This is a genomic window from Paenibacillus aurantiacus, from assembly GCF_042431225.1.
GTDB classification, from domain to species: Bacteria; Bacillota; Bacilli; order Paenibacillales; family Paenibacillaceae; genus Paenibacillus_Z; species Paenibacillus_Z aurantiacus.
On sequence record NZ_JBHMDO010000017.1, the window covers coordinates 127,936 to 147,813 of the forward strand.

At 59.6% G+C, this 19,878-nt stretch carries 9 protein-coding genes; 1 reads left to right on the forward strand and 8 read right to left on the reverse strand.

All coding sequences use genetic code 11. From position 1 onward, the window contains the following. Nucleotides 1-757: 757 nt before the first annotated feature. The 5 genes from ACFFSY_RS09390 to ACFFSY_RS09410 form a co-directional block, all read right to left on the reverse strand. Entirely contained in the window at nucleotides 758-3,433 is a 2,676-nt protein-coding gene (locus ACFFSY_RS09390) for a discoidin domain-containing protein (RefSeq protein WP_377493120.1), read from the reverse strand. A 341-nt stretch (nucleotides 3,434-3,774) separates the two neighbouring features. Further along, nucleotides 3,775-4,488, reverse strand: coding sequence for a glycosyltransferase family 2 protein (locus ACFFSY_RS09395; protein WP_377493122.1), 714 nt, complete (start codon nucleotides 4,486-4,488; stop codon nucleotides 3,775-3,777). 185 nt (nucleotides 4,489-4,673) lie between these two features. Then, the gene (locus ACFFSY_RS09400) at nucleotides 4,674-7,988 is read right to left on the reverse strand and encodes a discoidin domain-containing protein (protein ID WP_377493672.1); all 3,315 of its coding nucleotides are present in this window, start codon (nucleotides 7,986-7,988) and stop codon (nucleotides 4,674-4,676) included. 313 nt (nucleotides 7,989-8,301) lie between these two features. After that, nucleotides 8,302-8,706, reverse strand: coding sequence for a hypothetical protein (locus tag ACFFSY_RS09405; RefSeq protein ID WP_377493124.1), 405 nt, complete (start codon nucleotides 8,704-8,706; stop codon nucleotides 8,302-8,304). Nucleotides 8,707-8,916: 210 nt separating this feature from the next. After that, on the reverse strand, nucleotides 8,917-9,549 hold the full coding sequence (locus ACFFSY_RS09410) for a LysE family translocator (protein ID WP_377493126.1): 633 nt from the start codon (nucleotides 9,547-9,549) through the stop codon (nucleotides 8,917-8,919). A 178-nt stretch (nucleotides 9,550-9,727) separates the two neighbouring features. On the opposite strand from ACFFSY_RS09410, the gene ACFFSY_RS09415 reads away from it, so the two are divergent. Next, a complete protein-coding gene (locus ACFFSY_RS09415) occupies nucleotides 9,728-10,291 on the forward strand; it encodes a DUF420 domain-containing protein (RefSeq protein WP_377493128.1) in 564 nt (187 codons plus the stop codon). 94 nt (nucleotides 10,292-10,385) lie between these two features. Here ACFFSY_RS09415 and ACFFSY_RS09420 read toward each other — a convergent pair whose 3' ends face one another. The 3 genes from ACFFSY_RS09420 to ACFFSY_RS09430 form a co-directional block, all read right to left on the reverse strand. Further along, nucleotides 10,386-17,015 carry an S-layer homology domain-containing protein gene (locus ACFFSY_RS09420; RefSeq protein WP_377493130.1) on the reverse strand — a complete coding sequence of 2,210 codons (6,630 nt, stop codon included), beginning with the start codon at nucleotides 17,013-17,015 and terminating at the stop codon, nucleotides 10,386-10,388. 200 nt (nucleotides 17,016-17,215) lie between these two features. After that, entirely contained in the window at nucleotides 17,216-18,844 is a 1,629-nt protein-coding gene (locus ACFFSY_RS09425; RefSeq protein ID WP_377493132.1) for an extracellular solute-binding protein, read from the reverse strand. Between the two features lie 120 nt (nucleotides 18,845-18,964). Then, the gene (locus ACFFSY_RS09430; protein WP_377493134.1) at nucleotides 18,965-19,876 is read right to left on the reverse strand and encodes a carbohydrate ABC transporter permease; all 912 of its coding nucleotides are present in this window, start codon (nucleotides 19,874-19,876) and stop codon (nucleotides 18,965-18,967) included. Nucleotides 19,877-19,878 lie beyond the last annotated feature (2 nt).

Here is a 19,878-nt window from a genome sequence, read left to right on the forward strand (position 1 = left end):
GCGGACTCCGATAGTGAGCTGAGCATCACTATTGCGCCTCGGCCGGACGCTGCGGACTCCAATAGTGAGCTGGGCGTCACTATTGCGGATCGACCGGACGCAACGTGCTCCGATAGTGAGCTGAGCATCACTATTGCGCATCGACTGGACGCTGCAGGCTCCGATAGTGAGCTGAGCATCACTATTGCGCCTCGACCGGACGCTGCGGGCTCCAATAGTGAGCTGAGCATCACTATTGCGCCTCGGCCGGACGCTGCAGGCTCCGATAGTGAGCTGAGCATCACTATTGCGCATCGACCGGACGCTGCGGGCTCCAATAGTGAGCTGAGCATCACTATTGCACCTCGACCGGACGCAACGTGCTCCAATAGTGAGCTGAGCATCACTATTGCACCTCGACCGGACGCTGCGGACTCCAATAGTGAGCCGGGCGTCACTATTGCGCCTCGACCGGACGCAACGTGCTCCGATAGTGAGCTGAGCATCACTATTGCGCCTCGGCCGGACGCTGCGGACTCCAATAGTGAGCCGAGCATCACTATTGCGCCTCGATCGGCCGCTGCAGGCTCCGATAGTGAGCTGAGCATCACTATTGCGCCTCGACCGGCCGCAACGTGCTCCAATAGCGAGCTGGACGTCACTATTGCGGCTCGACCGGACGCTGCGGGCTCCGACAATCGCCCAACCGCCTCCTCTCCCGAACATAACAAAAATGCCGAGGCCAACTTAGCCCCGGCATTCCGCCACCCCCTCCCTCCTACTTCGCCTCGTGCGCCCAGATCTCCACGATGCTGTTCCACCCGTTCAGCTCGTTGCCGTAGCCGACGAACTTGATGTACTTCGCCTTCACCGGCGCGGCGAAGTCGAACCGCTCCGCCGCGTTCGGATTCGGCTTGCCGCTCGCCGCGCCAACCAGCGCCTTCACGTAATGCACGCCGTCCTCCGACACTTCCACGTCGAACGTGCTGGATCGCTGATGGCCGTTATAGAACAACAGGCTGACGCCCCCGATCGCCCGCGTCTTCTCGAGCTCGAGCAGCAGGAACTGCCCATCGCCCTCCGCCGACCATCTGGACGCCGGGTCCCGGTCAATGGCGTTCGCCGGCACGTTGCCGTCGTCCGCGCTTGCCGAGACGCCGCGAATGGCCGCCAGCTTCCCTTCCGGCTCCGGCATCGGCTCCACGACCTGCACGGTCAATTTCCCGCTCACTGTAACGCCGTTCATCTTCGCGGTCGCCGTAATCGTCGCCGTTCCCGTCCGCTTCGCCTTGAAGACGTCGCCATGCCCGATGCCGCCAAGCCGCTTGTCGTCGACCTCGAATTTCACGTGAACGCCCGACTGCGCCGGATCGACGATGTCCCCGTTGTGCAACGTGATCCGCGCCTGCAGCTTACCCTCGTTCCCAGCGCTGATCGCGTCGCTGGCCGCTCGCCAGCTCCGCTCCGACCGGTCCGGCGAGACGGACAAACTCTTCGGCAGCACGGGATTGGCGGCGACCACGAACGCGACCGTATACACCTGCGTCGCGCTGCCGTTCGTCACGCGAATCGTGCCCGTGCCGCCGGGCCCTGCCGGCTGCTCGATCTGAACGGAAGCTCCCACGGCAAGCGGCGACGCCGCGATCACCGGCGCCGTCTTCGTCCCATAGGGGAGCGTCACCGCATACGACGTCTTCAGGAACTGCATCCCATCCACCGGCTCGCCGTCCACCAGTAGCGAAGACAGCCCTAGCCGCAGCCCCTGCGCCTTCCGCGCAAATTGATCGGCGAACAGACTCGCCGGCGACAGCCGGTCGCCTTCGCCGACGCCCTCGGTCATATCGAACGGCTTTGTGTCCGCCTCCGGAATCGAACCCGCGATCTGCGTGTTGACCCCGTTCACGGGCCCTCTCGTACCGATGATGTAGCCGTTGCCGAACTGCTCGGATTCCACGATCAGACCTGGCTTGCTCTTGTGCGCCGCCAATCCGTTCGTGTTCCAGAACACGCTCTCGGTCGTGACGACGCCGTGCCGGTTCGTCGGCGAGGAACCGTAGTCCCGCGTAATTGCAGAGATGGCGTCGCCGCTGAGCGTCATGTTGTCGATGAGGTTCGCCATGCTGAGGTACATATGGAAGTCGGTCAGCAGCGACGAATTCTCGGAATAGACGTCGTGCATGACATTGCCATTGGCCGAGAAATTCGCGAACGTGAAGCTGTGCCGCGCCCCCTCCGCCCTGCTGCGCGCGATGAGATTGTCGTTGCCGATGAACTGGTACAAATATCCGTTACCGTTCGCGCCGCGGTACTGCGGATACGCCATGGAGACGTTATCGACGGTGACGTTCTTCGTCCGGTCGAGAATGATCCCTTTGGATAAAATGTGGTACGTCTCGTTCCCCGCCGGCTTGTACGTGCTCACGTTGCGAATCCAGCTGTCGGCCGCAGCGATGACGTTGATCGCTTTCGCATTGTCCGTTTCGTAGCCGGCCGTCCCTTCGACTTTGAAGTCGTCTTCGCCGAGGCCGCTCTTCGGATTTTGCGCGTTCGCGATGGAGAAGTCCTCGAGCCCCACCTCGGACACCGGGGGCTGCGCCTTCGTGATCGTAACGTTATCCCGCGTCTTCAGCGGATACCGGGTCGGAATATCGACGGTAATGGTGCGATGGGCGGGATCGACCGCGACGACCTGACGGTAGAAGATCGGCTCGACCTTGCCCAGGCGCGACGCCCACTTATTCTGCATCCCCAGCTCCGCCAGCAAGTCCGCCGTCGTCTCGAACGTGACCACCACGTAATCGCCGGCCGCGAAGCCCGCCGCGTCCTCCACCGGCAGGAGCGCCGACGGCTCCAGGACGGAGCGGCGAAGCTTCGTGCTCACCCCGGTTTTGACCCAATCGCCGCCGCCGACGCGGATCATGTCTTTCTGCTTCATGAAAGTCGCCGCGTTATAAAGGAACGTCTTGCCCACGCCGGCTCCCTTCAACACAACGCCGCTTGTCCGTATGCCCAGCGCGTACGCCTGCCCCTCCGGAGGACGTAGATGATACGTTCCTTCCGGCAAATAGACGACCCCGCCCCCGCGTGCGGCCGCCTCGTCGATCGCGCGCTGAATCGCGGCCGTCGCTTCCGTCTGTCCGCTCGGATCGGCGTTATACGGCGCCTTCGTCACATCGAGCCCAGCCGCCGGATCGACGGTCGGCAGCGCCTTCTCTCCCCGATGGTAGCCGGCATAAGAGAAATCGTGCACGAACCGTCCTTCCCCATCTTTCCAGCCCGGATACCAATCCGCCGGATAAAGCCGGCTTCTCCCGTCATCGCCAAGGGGCACATCGCCGACGGCCATGACGCTCGCCTCCTCCGCGGCATGAGCCGCCTTCTCTCCGGCAGCAGGCACCATCGCGCCGAATCCCAGACAAATCGCGGCCAACAATGGCAGCAACCTTCCCTTCATATCAGCTTCCTCCTTATATTGTGATCAGCAACTCCGAACGCCATTGGCGAGCGGTACGGTCCCCCTTTCCCATTGCAAGTGGCCGGCCCCATTAGTATGGAACGATATGGAAGCGTTTGGGTATGGGCAAAACATGCGTTGCGATTGACGGAAACGTCCGCGGATGGATCAAAATTGAAACCGGATCGACGATACGCTCAATAAAGCGCGTTGATCGGTATTTGCACCGTTCATCATCACTTCCATGCGTTCGGTCGCCACGACGCAGGCTTGTCCAGGCTTGGATAGTTCGCCGAGTCAAAAAAGAAAGCCCCCGAGCATGCTCGAACGGCTTTCTATGCCTACGCCTTGCGATTCGCAATCTTGCGGTAATCCCGCGTAACGCCGAGCACGACGCTGCCCTCGAGATAGAACTGGTCGCTCGCCCGCCACGTATGCGTCTTCTTGTCTCCACGTCGCATGTAGACGTAATTGAACGGCGACGTCGCATACGCCCGGAAGCCTCTCTTGCGGCATTGATAGAGGAAGGTGGTATCCTCGCCTACCGACTTGTCGGGAAACCTCACCTTCTCGAGAACGCGCCGCTTGAACAGAATCGTTCCGCCCTGTACGTATACGGTGCGCTTGTCTCGCTCCCTTGGCGAACGGATGAGCAGTTTGCCGCTAGCCGACAAGTGCACCAGACACGAATGTTTGCCGACGATGTCGCTGTTCGTCCGCGCCAGCGCCTTCACTTGCTCCGTCAAGTAGAAAGGGGAGTAGTAATCGTCGTCATCGAACTTTGCGATGAGGGGGAATTTCGCCTTCGTAATGCCGCAGTTCAACGCTTGGCCCAGCGAGATGCGCTCGGGCACCTGGTACACGCGAATGTCGGCATAGACGCTCGCCCGGCTCCGGTAATGAGCGAGATCCATGCTGTCCTTGTTCAGAATGATGATCAATTCTTTGTTTCGATAGCGCTGGGACAGGAAATTGCGAATCAGGTTATTGAAAAATTGCGGCCGATTCGTGCAGACGATAATCGAGACACCGGTCCCCTCCGCCCTTTTGCCCAAGCGATCACCCCTTCCTCCAGTGGTAGGTACTTTAGCATATGGGACATCTTCCATTCCGTGTCGGCGGACGCATAGCGGTGCGTGCCATGATTCGCGCGAGAAGCGGGTTCACGCGAGCCCTGTCGGTGAACAAGCAAAAGAGACGTTCCGAAGAACGCCTCTCTCGCTGACCGTTAAGCCATCTGCTATTGGATCGTCAAATTAAATCCGCTTTGAATGTAATACAGCGTCGGGTACGCGATATTGCGCGTCACCAGATTATTGAACGTGGCGGAGCCGTTGCCGGTATACGTGTAGATGGCCGCGCCTTTATGCGGTCCCGAGAACCGGGAGGTCGTCACGCCGTCGAGCCCCGTGCCGTCGATCGTGATATTGTTGAACACGATGTTCTGGAAGCCGCCGCCGTAGCCGAATTGCACCCCGTCGCGCTGCGTGTTGATCAGATCGATGTTCGTGAACGTGACGTTCTTGATCGCGTCGTTGGACGCTTCCAAATCGATCGCGCCGCGCTCGCCGTTATATAGATCCTGGCTCGTGCCGCAGGCGATGATCGTCGTGTCGGAGAACGTGATGCCCGTATTATTCTGGAAGTGGTAGCCTGGGAACACGGTGTTCATCCGGATGCCGGACCCGCCTACGCAGTCGATGATGTAGTTATGGTCCGCCTTGTGGCCGCCGCCGCCGAAGAAGGCAATGCCGCCCGCGCGCCAGTTGTTCTCGATCGTGTTGTAGGAGAAGGTGTTGTTCACGCCAGCCGGCGCGCCGTTCGTGTTGCTGGTCCAGACGGCCAGCGCGTCGTCGCCGTTATTCCGCAGGTTGCTGTTGCGAACCGTCGAGTTGCTCGTGCCTTGGGCGAAGTTGACGCCGTCGGCCAGGTTGTTGCGAATCCGGCTGTTCTCAATGACAAGACCGGTTGCGTAAATAGCAGGCGTATGCGCGTAATCCCCGACCCAGAAGCCGCACTCGAAGTGTTCGACCCAGACGTCGTGAATGACCGAGTTCGTGCCGAAGTTATCCATGAAGCCTTTGTAGATCGCCTGTTGACCATAACGGGAACGCAGGTTGGAGTTCATGTAAATGTTGCTGAAATCCAGCTTGCCCGTGATGCGCAGCGAGATGCCGCCCCCTGCCGCGTTCGGATTCGTGAACTGAATGTTCGTATGCCAGATGCCGGCGCCCGTCACGGTCAGGTTGTTGATCTTATTGCTGACGGAGCCGATCTCCCACATGCCGCCCAGGTTGAACGTGCCCGCCGGGATATAGAGCGTCTTGCCGCCGGCGACCGCCGCGTTAACCGCCGCTTTAAAAGCCGGCAGATCGTCTTGCCCATCGTTCGCGATTGCGCCGTGATCCGTCACGGACACCGCGCCGGCAGGCTTGGCGATGGCCGTTGGGACTGGCTCGATCTCGATGAAGTCGACGCCGTATTCCAGGCTGTCCCCGTTGTTCTTCTGAATGCGGATCGTATCGCCAGGTTGAAGCGGCGCGTCCAGTTTCCAGTGTACCTCATCAAAGCGGAACAACGGACGGCCCGAGCCTGACGTATCGCCCGGCATGTCGCCGGAGAAATACTGCCAGCTGTAGTAAGAAGACAGCGAGATCGTCTTCGCCTTCGTGCCATTGACGTAAACGTCCAGCGCGCCGGTGAGGCCCATGCCGTCCGCCGAGTCCGGCAGCGTGAAGCGCATCGTCACGCCCGCCCCGCCTTGGCCGGGACGAACCGTCCACTGCGCGTAAGAACCGTTCGAGGGCAGCGCGATATAGCGCTGGCCGGATGCCTCGGATGCAATCTGCGACTGATCGAACGTCGGCGCCGTCTTCAAGGCGGCCGCCCCGCCGCGCGTCGCGTCGTCGGTATCGTATCGGAAATAAGGCATGCTCGCGCCTCGCGCGGAATAGACCGTGAGCGTGGAGCTGCTCGTATTGTTCGCTTGCTTCGCCGCGATCTCGTTGGCGTCGACGGCAACCGTCGTCGTCACCGAGTAGCTGCCGTTCGCCGCCGTCCACGTGCCCGGAATCGCGACATTAACCGATGCGCCTGCCGCGAGCGCGCCGCTGTACGAGCCGGTGAGCGTCTGGAGCGTCGTGCCCGCGCCGTTCTTGAGCACGACCGTGATGCCGTGCGCGCCGCTCGCTGCCGCGACCGTGCCTTCGTTCTTCAGATTGACGTTGAAGGCGACCGCGTTGCCAGCCACCGGAGTTGCCGGGGTCCAAGAGGTCGTCGCGACCAAATCGGAGCTTGGCGTGGCGCCGACGACGAGCGAGGACGAATTCGTGAAGCTGTTGTTCGATTCGTTCTGCTCGACGACCGCGTTATTCTCGTCGACTTTGGCCACGACCGTATACGTGCCTGCCGGCTTGGCGCCAACGTTCGCCGATACGGTCGTCGTAGTGCCGGCAGCGAGCGCGCCGACCTGCGCCGAGCCCGCAAGCGTATTGTTCAGGTAGAAGTTCACGGTTGTCGCCGCCGCGCCAGCCGTGCCGTTGTTCTTCACATCCGCGCTCAGCGTAATCGCGCTGCTCTCGGACGGGGATGCCGGCGCCCAGGTCACGTTCGCGACGGTGAGGTCCGGATTCGCCGCCGCTGCGCCGTACACTTGGAACTCGGCCACTTGACCGGCCGGCGCGCCCGTGTTGCCGGTGAAGTTCAGCTGCAGACGCTTGACCGTCGCCGTCACCGGAATCGTGACCGTGTTACCGGTCGCCGGATCGAAGGCGTAAGACTTGGACGCGACGAGGCTGGTGAACGTCGTCGTGTCCTGATTATGGCCGAGCACCTGGATCGTCTGGCTGCGCGGCCCCCAGACCGAATCCGGGTTCAGCTTCAGCACGACCGACGTGATGCTGTGATTGGAGCCGAGATCCAGCGTAAGCTGGCTTGGATTGCCGGCGCCTTCCCAATAAGTCGTCGTGTTGTTATCGTTGGCATTCGCCGCGACGAACGTCCCCGTGCTGCCGGAAGCCGAGATTGCCTTGCCTACCGCAACGTTCGTGCCCTGCGGCGGATCGACGGGCGGCGTCGTGCCGCCAGCGCCGTAGATCTCGAACTCGGAGAGCTGGGCCGCCGGCCATGCCGTGTTCGCCGTGAAATTCAGGCGTACATACCGCGTGCTCACCGCCGTGAAATTGACCGTCACCGCGTTGCCGGCGACCGACGGATTGAAGACGTAGTTCGCCGAACCGACGATATTGGTGAACGTCGAGCCGTTCGTGCTGCCTTGGACGCTCAGCGTCTGCGTCCGCGTCTCCCAGCCGGCAGGGAGCTTCAGCACCACTTGATCGATGCTGGCCGATGCGCCAAGATCGACTTGAACCCATTGCGGGAAGGCGTTGTTGACGCTCTCCCAATACGTGCCCTGGTTGCCGTCCTTGACGTTATTGGCGTTATAGACGTCCGCGTAGCCGCTGGCCGTCACGGTTTTGCCGAGCGCAAGGTTCGTGCCCCCCGCCGCGAGCGACGTCGTCGGCTGCAGCAGCGGGAACACTTGGCTGATGATCATGGCGAAGAGGCACAGCCACATGCTTCTTTTCTTCATTATTCGAGTCTCCTTTATTTGAGGTTGTATCGTGTGTCTGACCGTCGGGTCGTTGTCCGCCATCAACTCCTTTCGTTCATGTAAGCGCTATTCATTGTGCGATGACAAAACCTATCGTAACAGCAAACCTCTGCTGGAAAAATGTGCGTTATTACGATCAAGAGGTGGAATTTTATGCGAAATTTCATTCTTTGCCCTAGCATAAATTTCGAAACACAAAAAGAAACCACATGGAGTAGATGCTCACATGTGGTCATAGTTCCATGCCAATCTTCAATTACTTAAACAACAAAGCGTAGAAAACAATTAAGAAGAATGGAATGGCAAAAACGAAGACTAAGTAAATCCCCAACTTCATCATTCTTTCCAATTCTGCATTCCCATTGGCCATACGATAGCCCGACAAAGAAACCATAATAATAAATATGAATAGCCCCAAAGAGGGCAACATCAACAACCAGCCACCACGCTCAACAATTCTCTGTTTCTCTAAGGTGAGAATAATTCCGAAACCAATCATGGATAACCCTAATGTTACAAAGCTGCCGACAAATAGTTTTTGAAATTTTCGCAAGAGAAAGCAGAGGACTAAAATTAGCCCACCGCAACCAAAGGTAAACAGCATGTCTTGTGAATAAGTTAAAGCGCCAAAGAAAGTAAGCAAACCGAATCGATCCCCCAAAAAACTTATCTCTTGCAAAGTCTGTAAACCATCCTACAGCGGAGAAAACACCGGCTCCTCCGATAACAATAACGCGCCTATCCACTATCAATTCAAAAACAGAGGTTTCCGCCGTAACAGAGCCAGCACCAATGCCTCTCACTGCCACACCAGCTACCCTATTCGTACCAGTACCCACCGCAGTTTCGCTCCTGTAGCGACCGCTGTCTCCTATTGCGGCGACTTTGTCCGCAGCAAGTTCAAGCCGAGCCCGATGAACATGACGCCGGTCACCTTGTTCATGAGCGCGACGGCGCGCGGGCTGCCTTTGAGCCAGCCGCTCATGTACGAGGAGCAATAGGCCACGAATAGGCACCACAATAGGCCGGTCGTGCAGAACGTCAGCCCCAGAAGCAGGAACGGAATCGGTCCGGAAGCGCCGGGTGCGATGAATTGCGGCAGGAACGCCAGGAAGAACAGCGACACCTTCGGATTCATGAGACTCGTCAGGATGCCCTGCACGAAGACGCCTCGGATATTGCCGTGCTGTCCACCTTCTTCGATCGAGGCCGGTTTCGTTCGGTCCAGCAGCATGCGGATACCCAAATAAACGAGGTAGACGACGCCCGCGATTTTGATCACGTTGAACACGAGCAACGATTTCATTAAAATGACGGACAAGCCGCACGCGACGAGCAGGGTGTGGATGACCGAGCCGCTGATGATGCCGAACACCGAATAGACGCCGGCCTTCCGGCCTTGGGAGACGCTCCTTCCCAGCACGTACATCGTATCGGCGCCTGGGATGAGATTGAGCAGGATGCACGAGACGAGGAATACTTCGTAGTTCAAAATGCCGAACATGGCGCTAGACTCCTTCCAGTTGGTGGATAATGAGCCATCATAGCGGAGCGTCCGCGTTTTTGTCAATCCGGTGACGCCACAAATCTGTTAGAACTGGCGGCCCGATCCGGTTGCGAGGCATAGACGCGATCGACTACTGTAGAGGGGTAGGACAATCTTGGAGAAGGAGTACCTGCCCATGTCTTCGAAAAAGCCATTGCATCCGAACGCCACGACCGGACGGACGCGCAATTACGCCCCGCTCATCGTCGGGCTGTCGATCGGCATCAACGTGCTGGTCGCGATTTTGTTTTTCCTTCCAGGCTACGACGGGGAAGTCGGCTTCGACATTTACCTGCTGCCGATGCTGAACGCGATCTTCAACAGCTTCACGTTCGTCTTCCTGCTTGCGGCGCTGTATTTCATTATGAAGAAAAACGTCACGCTGCATAAACGATTCATCTTCGCCGCGTTCACGTCGACCGCGCTGTTCCTGATCTCGTACGTCACCTACCACGGGCTGTCGGAATCGACGCCATATGGCGGAACGGGCATCCTGCGCGGCATCTACTTCTTCATCCTGATTACGCATATCCTGCTGGCGATTGTCATCGTGCCGCTAGCGCTCATCTCGACGGCGCGCGGCCTCAACATGCAGGTGGAGAAGCACCGCCGGATCGTCCGCTGGACGATGCCGCTCTGGCTGTACGTCTCGCTGACGGGTGTTATCGTGTACGTGATGATCTCGCCTTATTATGGATAAGTCCCCTTGGCGATGAACGACAAGAGGTCGTGGTCAACCGCTCCCCGCGGCAGACCACGACCTCTTTTTTTCACTTCACGCTTAACGGCCTCGCTTAACGTTCATTCCACAATCCCGATACAGTCAGCAGCCGATCGAGCAGAACAGCCGCTTCGCCGCGCGTAACCGTACCGGCCGGCGCGAAGGTGCCGGATGCGGTGCCTTTCATAAGCCCCGCTGCGGTCGCCTGGGCGACAGCTTCCGCTGCCCAGACATGGATCGCCGCAGCGTCGGCGTAGCCGTTCGCCGAGGCGGCCGGCTTGCGGCCGGATACGAATGCCAGCGCTTGAACGGCCATGACGGCCAGCTGCTCGCGCGACAGGCGGTCGTCCGGACCGAAATTCCCGTTCGCGTAGCCTTTGATCAGCCCCGCTCCGGCCGCAGCTTGGACCGGATCCTCATACCAGCTGCCGGATGCGACGTCCGGGAAGGTAATCGGCTTGCCGCTCTGGCGAAGTCCGAGCGCGCGGACCAGCATCGCCGCGAATTCGGCCCTCGTCACGGCACGGCCAGGTTCGAACGTCTGGATGGATACGCCGTTTAGAATGCCTTTGGAGGCCAGCAGCGCGATTTCGCGCTCCGCCCAATGACCGGCGGTGTCCGCGAACGTACGGGCAAGCTTCGCGACGGTGTAGATGCTGTTGCCCGTGCTTTTGATCGTGACAACGCTCACGCCGTCCGCGAACGTGAAGGTTGCCGGTACGAATCGGAAGCGCCCGCTTGCCGAGTCATACGTCAATACGGTTGTTTGCGCGCTATCCAGCTTGTCTTCAATCGTAAGCGTGCGCTCGATGTACTTGCCGCCGAAGCTTACGACTTCAGTCGTACGTCCGCCTGCCTGAATCGTCACGCCGAACTCAGTCGGCTTGCCGACAAGCTCTATGCCCTGCTTCGCCGCATCGCCTTGAAGCTTGACGGCCAGATCGGACGCTGCGGCATGGATCGCGAAAGTCATGACTGCCTCTTCCGCATTCGTAATCCCATGATCCCGCAGCACCTGCTCCACGAGGCTCAGCGGGAAGCGATAGCTCGCCCCTGGCGCTGTAATCACGAGCACCGCTGCCTGTTCGGCTTGCGCCGCGCTGCGCAGTGCCTTCACGCCGAATGCTGCCTGACCGCTGGAGGACGAGGAATCCAAACGGAACATGACGGATGTATGTCCGCCTTTGACCGCGCTCTCCAACGCTTGATCGTTCGTCCGATGGTCGGCCGAGACGGAAATGCCGTCGCCGCTGCCTCCGGATTGCCCCGGCGTAACGACCGAACCCGAACCATTGCCATTGCCGTTACCGTTACCATTACCATTGCCGTTATCCTCTTGAACGGATGTCACGCGCAGCGTAAACCGGCGAATGTGCGAGTCATGGATGACTTTCAGTTCCGTATCGCCCGGCTTGAGACCTTTCAACTTCCCGTCCGCATACGCGGCAACGGCGCCGTCGGCAATTGTAATTTGCGCATCTGCCGTCACCTCGGTCCCGTCGCCGGCGAAGACGCCGAGCGACGCCTCATGATCCGCCGCCAGCTCGAACGGTCCTGCTGCGGCATCGCCCAGCCGGACGCCGAATGGCTTGCGAATACTGGCGAGCCCCTCATTGCGCTCCACGAACTCGAACTGCGGATTGACGTCGTTCACGACGGCGATCCGCTCGCCGCGCACGATGATATTGTCGGCCGCGACCGATCCTTTCACATTCGGCGTGACATCGATACCATTGGTGCCGACGCCATCCAGCACGATATTCTCGAGAACCACGCCGTTCATCGCGAAATCGCCATGGACGATCAGCCCCGCGTACGTGCTGTCGAGGGCCGTGTTGTCGCGGATGCGAATATCCGCGTTCATATCCTTGTCGCTTGCGAACAGCCAGATCGCGCCCAGGTTCACCCCGTAGCCGTTATCCTTGCTGCCGGTACGGATCAGCGTATTACGCTCCACGATCGTCGTGCCGCTGAACGGCACCGGATTGAACCGGGTCGAGACCGCCAAGCCCGCGCCGTTCACGATCGTGTCTTTGGCGATATTATCCGTCATCTTGTTGTCCTTGCCGCCGAAGATGACCAGATTATCCGCCAGCCATGGCAGCGAGACGGTATTGAACCTCGCCGTGTTATTCGTGCTGGCCAGACCGCCGGTCGACCACATCGCGATGCCGTCGTCGCCCGGATAACGGATATCGCTTTGCTCGATCATGCTGTTGCTTGTGCCTACGCAGAAGTTGATGCCATCAGCCATGAGATTCCGCATCCGAAGGCCGACCATATGCAAGCCGTCCGTGAAGCCATCGCTGCCTTTCATGCGGGTCAGCCACAGCCCCGTCTTCGCATGCTCGATCCATACGTTCTGCAGGAGCGACCCCGGACCGAATTCGCCCTCGAAGCCGTGCGTGCTCGCCTCGTCGTCGCGGACGTTCAGATCGCCGTCGACGAGCAGGTCGTACACCTCGATGCGCCCGCCACGTCCGGCGAATTTGGCGCCGAGCAGCGTCGTATGCCACATGCCCGCGCCCCGGATGACGATATCGCCCAGATCGAGAAGACCGTCGCGCAGTTCGAAGGTGCCTGCCGGGAACCAGACGCCCTTGCCTTCTTCCTTGGCGGCTGCCATGGCGGCCTTGAACGCCGCCGTATCGTCGATGCCGTCGTCTGCCTTCGCGCCGAAGCCGGTGACGTCAAGGAATCCTTGCGGCATGCTCAGCGGACCGTCCGCCTGCTCCATATCGGCCAGATCGATGACGTAATAATCTGCCGTGCTGTCCGCATCCTTCTCTAGCCGGATCGTGGCGCCCTGCGGCACATCGCCGATCAGCGCGTGAATCTCGTCGAAGAAGCGGTGCGCGCTGCCCTGCTTAGGATCGTTCGACCATGGATAACTGCCGTACTCCCACGCATATTTAGAGGTCAAATGCAGCTTCTGACGGAACGTGCCGTTCACGTACAATCCGAGCGTCGCCTCGATGCCGCTGCCGTCCGCGCTGTCCGGCATGGCGTAACGGAGCACGATCGCGTTCGCCGGCTTGGCCAGCGTGAATTCCACGTATTCGCCCGTCGCATCCAGCTGCACCGCCTGCCGGCCGGAAGCTTCGGAAGCCATCTCGCGATAGACGCGCGACGGTCCGATCAGCGTCGCGTTCGTATCGGCGTGTTCAGCCTCATAGGAGACGTACGGCACGGTAGCCCCCCTGTAGGCTTTGTTGATGCTATTGCGCACGGTCAGCGCATCAAGCGCGATGGAGCCGCCCGCCCCGCGCGCCTTGCGCACGGTGACCGTATTGATGCCGGCGCGCAGATCAAGACTCAGGGTCGCGCTCCTCCAGCTGCCTGCCGCCGGAATGGCCAGCGTGCCGGCCGGCTGGCCGTTAACCGCGATGCCAAGCTCGGATGAGTCGTCCGACAGATATCGAATGGAAGCCTGGTAAGCTCCGGCTGCTCCCGCGTTGACGGTGAAGCGCACCAAATCCGACTCGCTTGCCATGCCGGCGATATATCCGGTTCCGGAGAAACCTTTCGCTTGAGAAACAACCGCCAGCGTGCTGCTGTGGAACGCCTCCTCCGCTTCGTACACAGGATCTCCGGCTACCGGCGTCAGTTCCCATGCAGCGCCTGCGGCTAGACCAGCCTCGCCGTACGCTAGCCCTGAGTCTCCGAGATATAGCGCCCCGGACTGCTTGGCATTCACGATGACGACACGCCCTAGTCGCTCCTCCAGCAGCCACTGCTCGGCATCCGTCGGACGCGCCCCGTCCTTCAGCGCAAGATCCAGCGACAGCAGCTTGCCGGACATCCGGTTGCGGATCAGCTTCCGGCCGTTATAGTCCTGGAGCAGCCATCGTGCGGACACGTCTCCCTCCGCATTCCCGTTCCATGCGACGGCGCTGCCGTTAATCTCCTTAAGCGTCCTGCCTCCCGATGTAATCACAATGTCGTTCGAATCGCTGAAGACCGGCGTGCCGGTCGCTTCGTTGCGCGCCTCGCCCATCTCCGGCGTCACGAACGCTTCCGGCGCGGCTTCGAATGTCCACTGCAGCGTACCGTACGAGGTTGGGTACAGCCCCCGTTCCGCATAGCCAGCCCCGCCCTGAGCATGGACGTACTCGTCCTCGAAGCCCGCGGCCGTGCTGCGAATGAGATAGCTCGCGCCCTGCTCCTCGATGGACCATTGCCCAGCCGCTTCGCCGCCTTGGGCAAGCTCCCGGCCCGCGATATACGAATAATCGCCGAGGACAGTCATGTAATGTCCGGTCGCGCGGTTGCGGATGCGGCTGATTCCGTTCTCCGTCTCCAGCTGCCAATGGGCGTAGCCGTTGTCTTCGCCGACTTGACCGTACAGCACGATCCCGCCCCGATTCTCGTACAGATATTGACCGTTCGCCGCATTCTTGATGCGTACCGGCGCCGTAGGCAGCGGCGTCTTCGGCGGCGTCACGCGTTCGACCGCGAATTGCCCCTCGTCGGTATCCGCCGCCAGCTTGCTGACCTTCGCATAGCCCGCATCCTCGCCGCTCGCCGTATAGACGAAGTGGCCCGCCCATGCGCTCTTGATGTTGACGTAGCCGTCGTTCGCGCTATTTTGCAAATACCATTTGGCGCTGCCCCATTGCGGATAAATCGTCTCCGCCAAGAGCTTAAAAGCCGGCGCATCCTGCTCGACGTTACCGCCGACGCCTTCCATTGAGATATAGTGGCCGGTGCGAAGATTCTTCAGCCGGACGGAACCGACGCCGTCTCCCGCATCCTCCGGAAACCAGATGGAGGACGTGTCGGACGCCGGCACAGCGGCCGATTTCACCTTACCCAGATCATCGCCGGCTTCGGTCACTTCGACCAAATATTGGCCCGTAGCCTTGCCCTTAAGCCGGATATAACCCGGCGCTTCCTTCGGAACAGGGACGAACCGCCAGCGCGGACTGCCCCAATTCGGATTGATGATGCCGTACTCCGCGAATTTCGTTAAATTCTGCAGATGCAAATATTTCTGCTGGCCTTCCTGATCATTGGCATCCAGCACGCTGTGGATGAGTCTGGAACCGCCGCCGGTATCCTCGATAACCCATACGGCCGACTTCCACCCGTCCTCCACGTCGGTCACGCCGATATGGCCGTCGGTTACCTGTTCAAGGTTGATATAGTGATTCGTCTCGCGGTTCTTGATTCGCTTGCGGCCCTGGAACACCTCGATGAGCCATTGGTCCCGTTGGTCGCCGCTCCGCGTATTGCCGTATTTGAGCAGCCCGTTCGCATCCTCGTACAAGACCATCGACTGCCACTCGTTCATGATGCGCACGTATTGCGGGGAGCCGTCGTTGACCGCTGCCGGATCGCCGAGCAGCCATTGCGCGGCATTCGCATTCGGATCGATCGCGCCCGCCTCCGCCGAGCCGGCGGCTGCTTCAATGTTCAAGTACGCGCCCGCTTGCGCGGCGCTCTGGAACGTCTTGTAGTCGTCATATACGGCGGAGGACGCCATCGACCACTGATAAGAAGCTTCCATGGCCGCGATCGGTCCAGCCTGCAGCGGGCCGGCCGATTGGCCGCCGTGGATGTAATGACCGGTGGCTAGATTGCGGATCAGCTTCTTGCCGTCGAAGTCCTCCAGCATCCACCGATAGGCATAGTTGCCGCGGTTCTCGCCCGTGATCGCCCCATACTTGACGATCCCGCCATCTTCGTAGAGATAGAGAGCTGCAGCCGGATTCTCCGCATAGTTGGAGATCCATACCGGCTCGATATCCGCCGCCAGCTCGATTCGCCATTGCGCGCTGCCCCATGCAGGCTGCGCCCAATCATTCGCCCGCACGTTGGCGTCATCCGGGAACTGCGTGTTCAGCACGTAAGTCGGCGCGCTGGCATTGGCGAATGTCACGAACCCTGCAGTTGCCGCCGCTCCCATAATCCATTCGCTCTTAATGCCGTCCATCGCCCCTGCCGCCAAGGGCATCCAGCCTTCGGCGCCCTGCGTGATGTAATGCCCGGTTGCGCGATTGCGCAGCCGCACGCTGGAGGCGTCCTCCCCCAGCTTGACCTTCTCGATGAACCAATGGGTCGTCGTATCCGTCATGCCGCGTTCGCCGCCGAATTTGACCATCCCGTCTTTATCCTCGTAGAGATATTGGCCGGCCTTGAATTGGTTGACGATGCGAACCGGCTCGCCTTCCGGATCGACCGGCTCCAGCATCCACTGCGGACTCTCGAAGGTGATGTTGATATCGCCGCTTACTTCGGCGAAGCCGAGCTGGTCCTCTTGGTGAAGGACGAGGTTCCCCGCCGGATTGGCCGCGTTCTTAATAATGACGTAGCCCGGACGGCTGGCATCCTCGATCAGCCACTGGTCCGACGCCTGGCTTTCTCCCACGGCCTTGCTATAGAGCGGGTCGCGCCGCTGCGGCGTCTGCGCCATCGTAATGTAGTGGCCGGTCGCCCGATTCTTAATCCGCTTGACGCCGCCCGATTCTTCGATCTGCCAGTGCGACGTCTGATCGCCCATCGCGGTCAGTCCGTACCGGACGATCCCATTCGACGATTCATACAAATAATTGCTCTTCCACTTATTCTTGATGCGTACATAAGAGACCGCCCCGTTGTCTCCTTCGCCCGCTGCCGCGTTATCCGATGCGTATACCGGATATGCCATGAACAGCATCAGGAACGCCAGAATGGCCGAAACCATTCGCTTGCCGCTTGCCATTGCCCACTCCTCCTCGATCGTATTCGTGCTTGGCTTACACGTTCCATCATAAAGTGTAAGGGCTTACAATAAGAGTTGGCCTATTAGGATAATGAGGTGTTTTATTATGATCTTTCTCATGCGAATATCCGGCGGCATACGAATGCCCGGCAGCACGCGGCCGCCGGGCATCAATCGCATGCAGCCCGTGCATGCGCCCTTTATTTGACGCTCATGTAGCGATCGTAAGCATCCTCGTAAATCTTGATCAGCTTCGCAAGTCCCATCTCTTCGAGCTTCTTCACGTAAGCGTCCCAATTCTCGTCGATGCCGCCCTTGGTGATCCATTCGGCGCGGGTGCTCGCGATATAACCGTCGATATCGGTCGTCAGCGTCGGCAGCTCCTGGTACTCCTCCGCCGTATACATAACGCTCGGGAACGGCTCGGTGACATCGTCCTTGCCCAGCTTGTCGAGCTGCAGCTTCAAGCCGTCGCCGGTCGTCGGATCCAGCTTGATGTTCTTCTCGAAATCCGGGCTGACGTATTTCGGTCCGAAGTCGCGGAACGAATTATCCCAATACCAGGCGTCGGCGCTGGTGCCTTCCGGCGCTTTCAGGAGGGAATACGTGCCGTCCGTGCCCTTCTCGATGGAGGTGCCGATCGCGCCCCAGAAATTCTGAATGCTCGCCTCGTTCGTATAGAATTGGTCCGCCCAGCGCGCGGCCACCTCCGGGTATTTGCTCGAGCTCGTAATGAGCAGCTGATTGCGTCTGAAGCTGAGACCGCTCGGATCGCCCTCCTGATAGCGCTTCCCATCTGGACCTGCGATCGGCGCGATCGTCTCGTACTGATCGCTCCACTTGCCGAAGACGGCGTCCGGCGTCCATTGATAGGTGAAGCCGATCAGCGGCACGTCTGGATTTTGCCGTTTGGCCGTCAGCATCGTGTTGTCCTGGGTAAAGGATTCCTTGTCGATCAAGCCTTCCTCGTACAGCTTACGGGCCCACTTGAGCCCTTCCTTATACGCCTCGGACGTCGGATAATAGACCGGCTTGCCGTCTTGAATCATCATACGGTTCGCTCGCAGATCGGTAATGCCGAAGGGCGTCAGCAGGAACATGTCGATATCGCCCGCATTACTAGACGGGATTTCGTCCGCTTTGCCGTTGCCGTTCGGGTCCTTTTCCTTGAACGCTTTCAGCACGGTGTACAGCTCGTCGATATTCGTCGGCGCCGCAAGTCCCAATTTGTCCAGCCAGGCTTTGTTGATGACCGGCTGATTCTGGGTTACCGGTCTGGACGGCAGCCGCGCCGGCAGCGAGTAGATTTTCCCGTCGGGGAACGTGCTGATCTTCCGAAGCTCCGGCGATTCTTCCATCGCGGCCTTCAAATTCGGCATATGCTTGTCGATCAATTCATCCAGCGCAAGGAAAGAGCCCGCATTGTTGACGATGTCCGAATCTCCGTAGGCAATGTCCCCCAGAATGACGTCCGGCAGCTTGCCGCTGGCCAGCATGACCGACTTCTGGTCGTTCCAATCGTTGGAGGACATGACCTGCCAATTGATCTTGACGTTCGAGTTCTTCTCCAGCTCCTGCAGCCAGGTGTTCTTGACGAAGCTATCGCCCATATTGCCCCAACGAACGGTCAGCACGTTGAGCGTGACCTGCTCCTTGACGATCGGAAGCCCTTCCGGGTTCATATTCCCGCTCCCGCTGACTGCGGTAGTATTGCCGCCATCGCTATTGTCGCTGCTGCAGCCTGCCAGCACGGCCGCACCTAGCGTCGTGACGATTGCAAGCAGAGCGAGCCTTCTGCTTATTGTCTTCTTCGCCGATCTGTTCTCCATGTCCAATCCCCCTGAACGTTCATAGTGAATGGTTCGTTGCCTTATCGCGCGATTCGTTGTCCGGTTACAACAGCGAGTGTAAGCCCATACCGGCTCTCCGGCCACTTTATCACCGGACTTCTAGGACTTCACGGCGCCGATCATCACCCCCTGATTGAAGTGCTTCTGCACGAGCGGGTAGAAGCACATGATCGGAATGGTCGACACCACGATGACGGAATACCGGAGCATATTGGCCAGACGCATCGCGATTTGGGCGGCCTCGCCGGTCCCCATGCCGGACTGCATCTGGTTCGTGATCAGAATATCCCGCAGGACGAGCTGCAGCGGATATAGATTTTTATTTTGCAAATAGATAAGCGCATTGAAATACGAGTTCCAGTGGCCGACCGCGATCCACAGCGCCAGCACGGCGACGACCGCCTTCGACAGCGGCAGGACGACCCCCACATAGTAACGGAGGTTGCCGCAGCCGTCAATTTGCGCCGCCTCCCACAAGTCCCCCGGGATGCTCGTCTGGAAGAACGTCCGCGCCACGATGATATCGAACACCCCGACGGCGAACGGCAGCACCATGACCAGGAACGTGTCGTACAGATGGAAGTCGCGGATCGTCAGGAACGTGGGGATCAGCCCCCCGTTGAAAAACATCGTGAAGATAAAGAACAGCGTCAGCACCTTCCGTCCAAACAAGTCCTTCCTCGACAGCGCATAGGCCGCGGATAGATTGACGGCCAGTCCGATCGCCGTGCCGACGACGGTGTATAGAATCGTATTCCGGTACCCGATCCAAATGTTGGCGTGCTTCAGCAGTTCCAGATACCCGTCGAACGTAAAGCCCTTCGGATACAGCCATACCTGTCCATTGCCGACCGCGGCCGGATCGCTGAAGGACGCAATGACGATAAAATAAATGGGATACAACACGACGATCAGCGTAACCGCCGCCCAAACGTAAAGCAACATCTCCGTGATCTTGTCGGACGAGCTGCCTTTCCTTGCCGGCCAGGCTTGCTTTGCCGTTGCTGCCATAT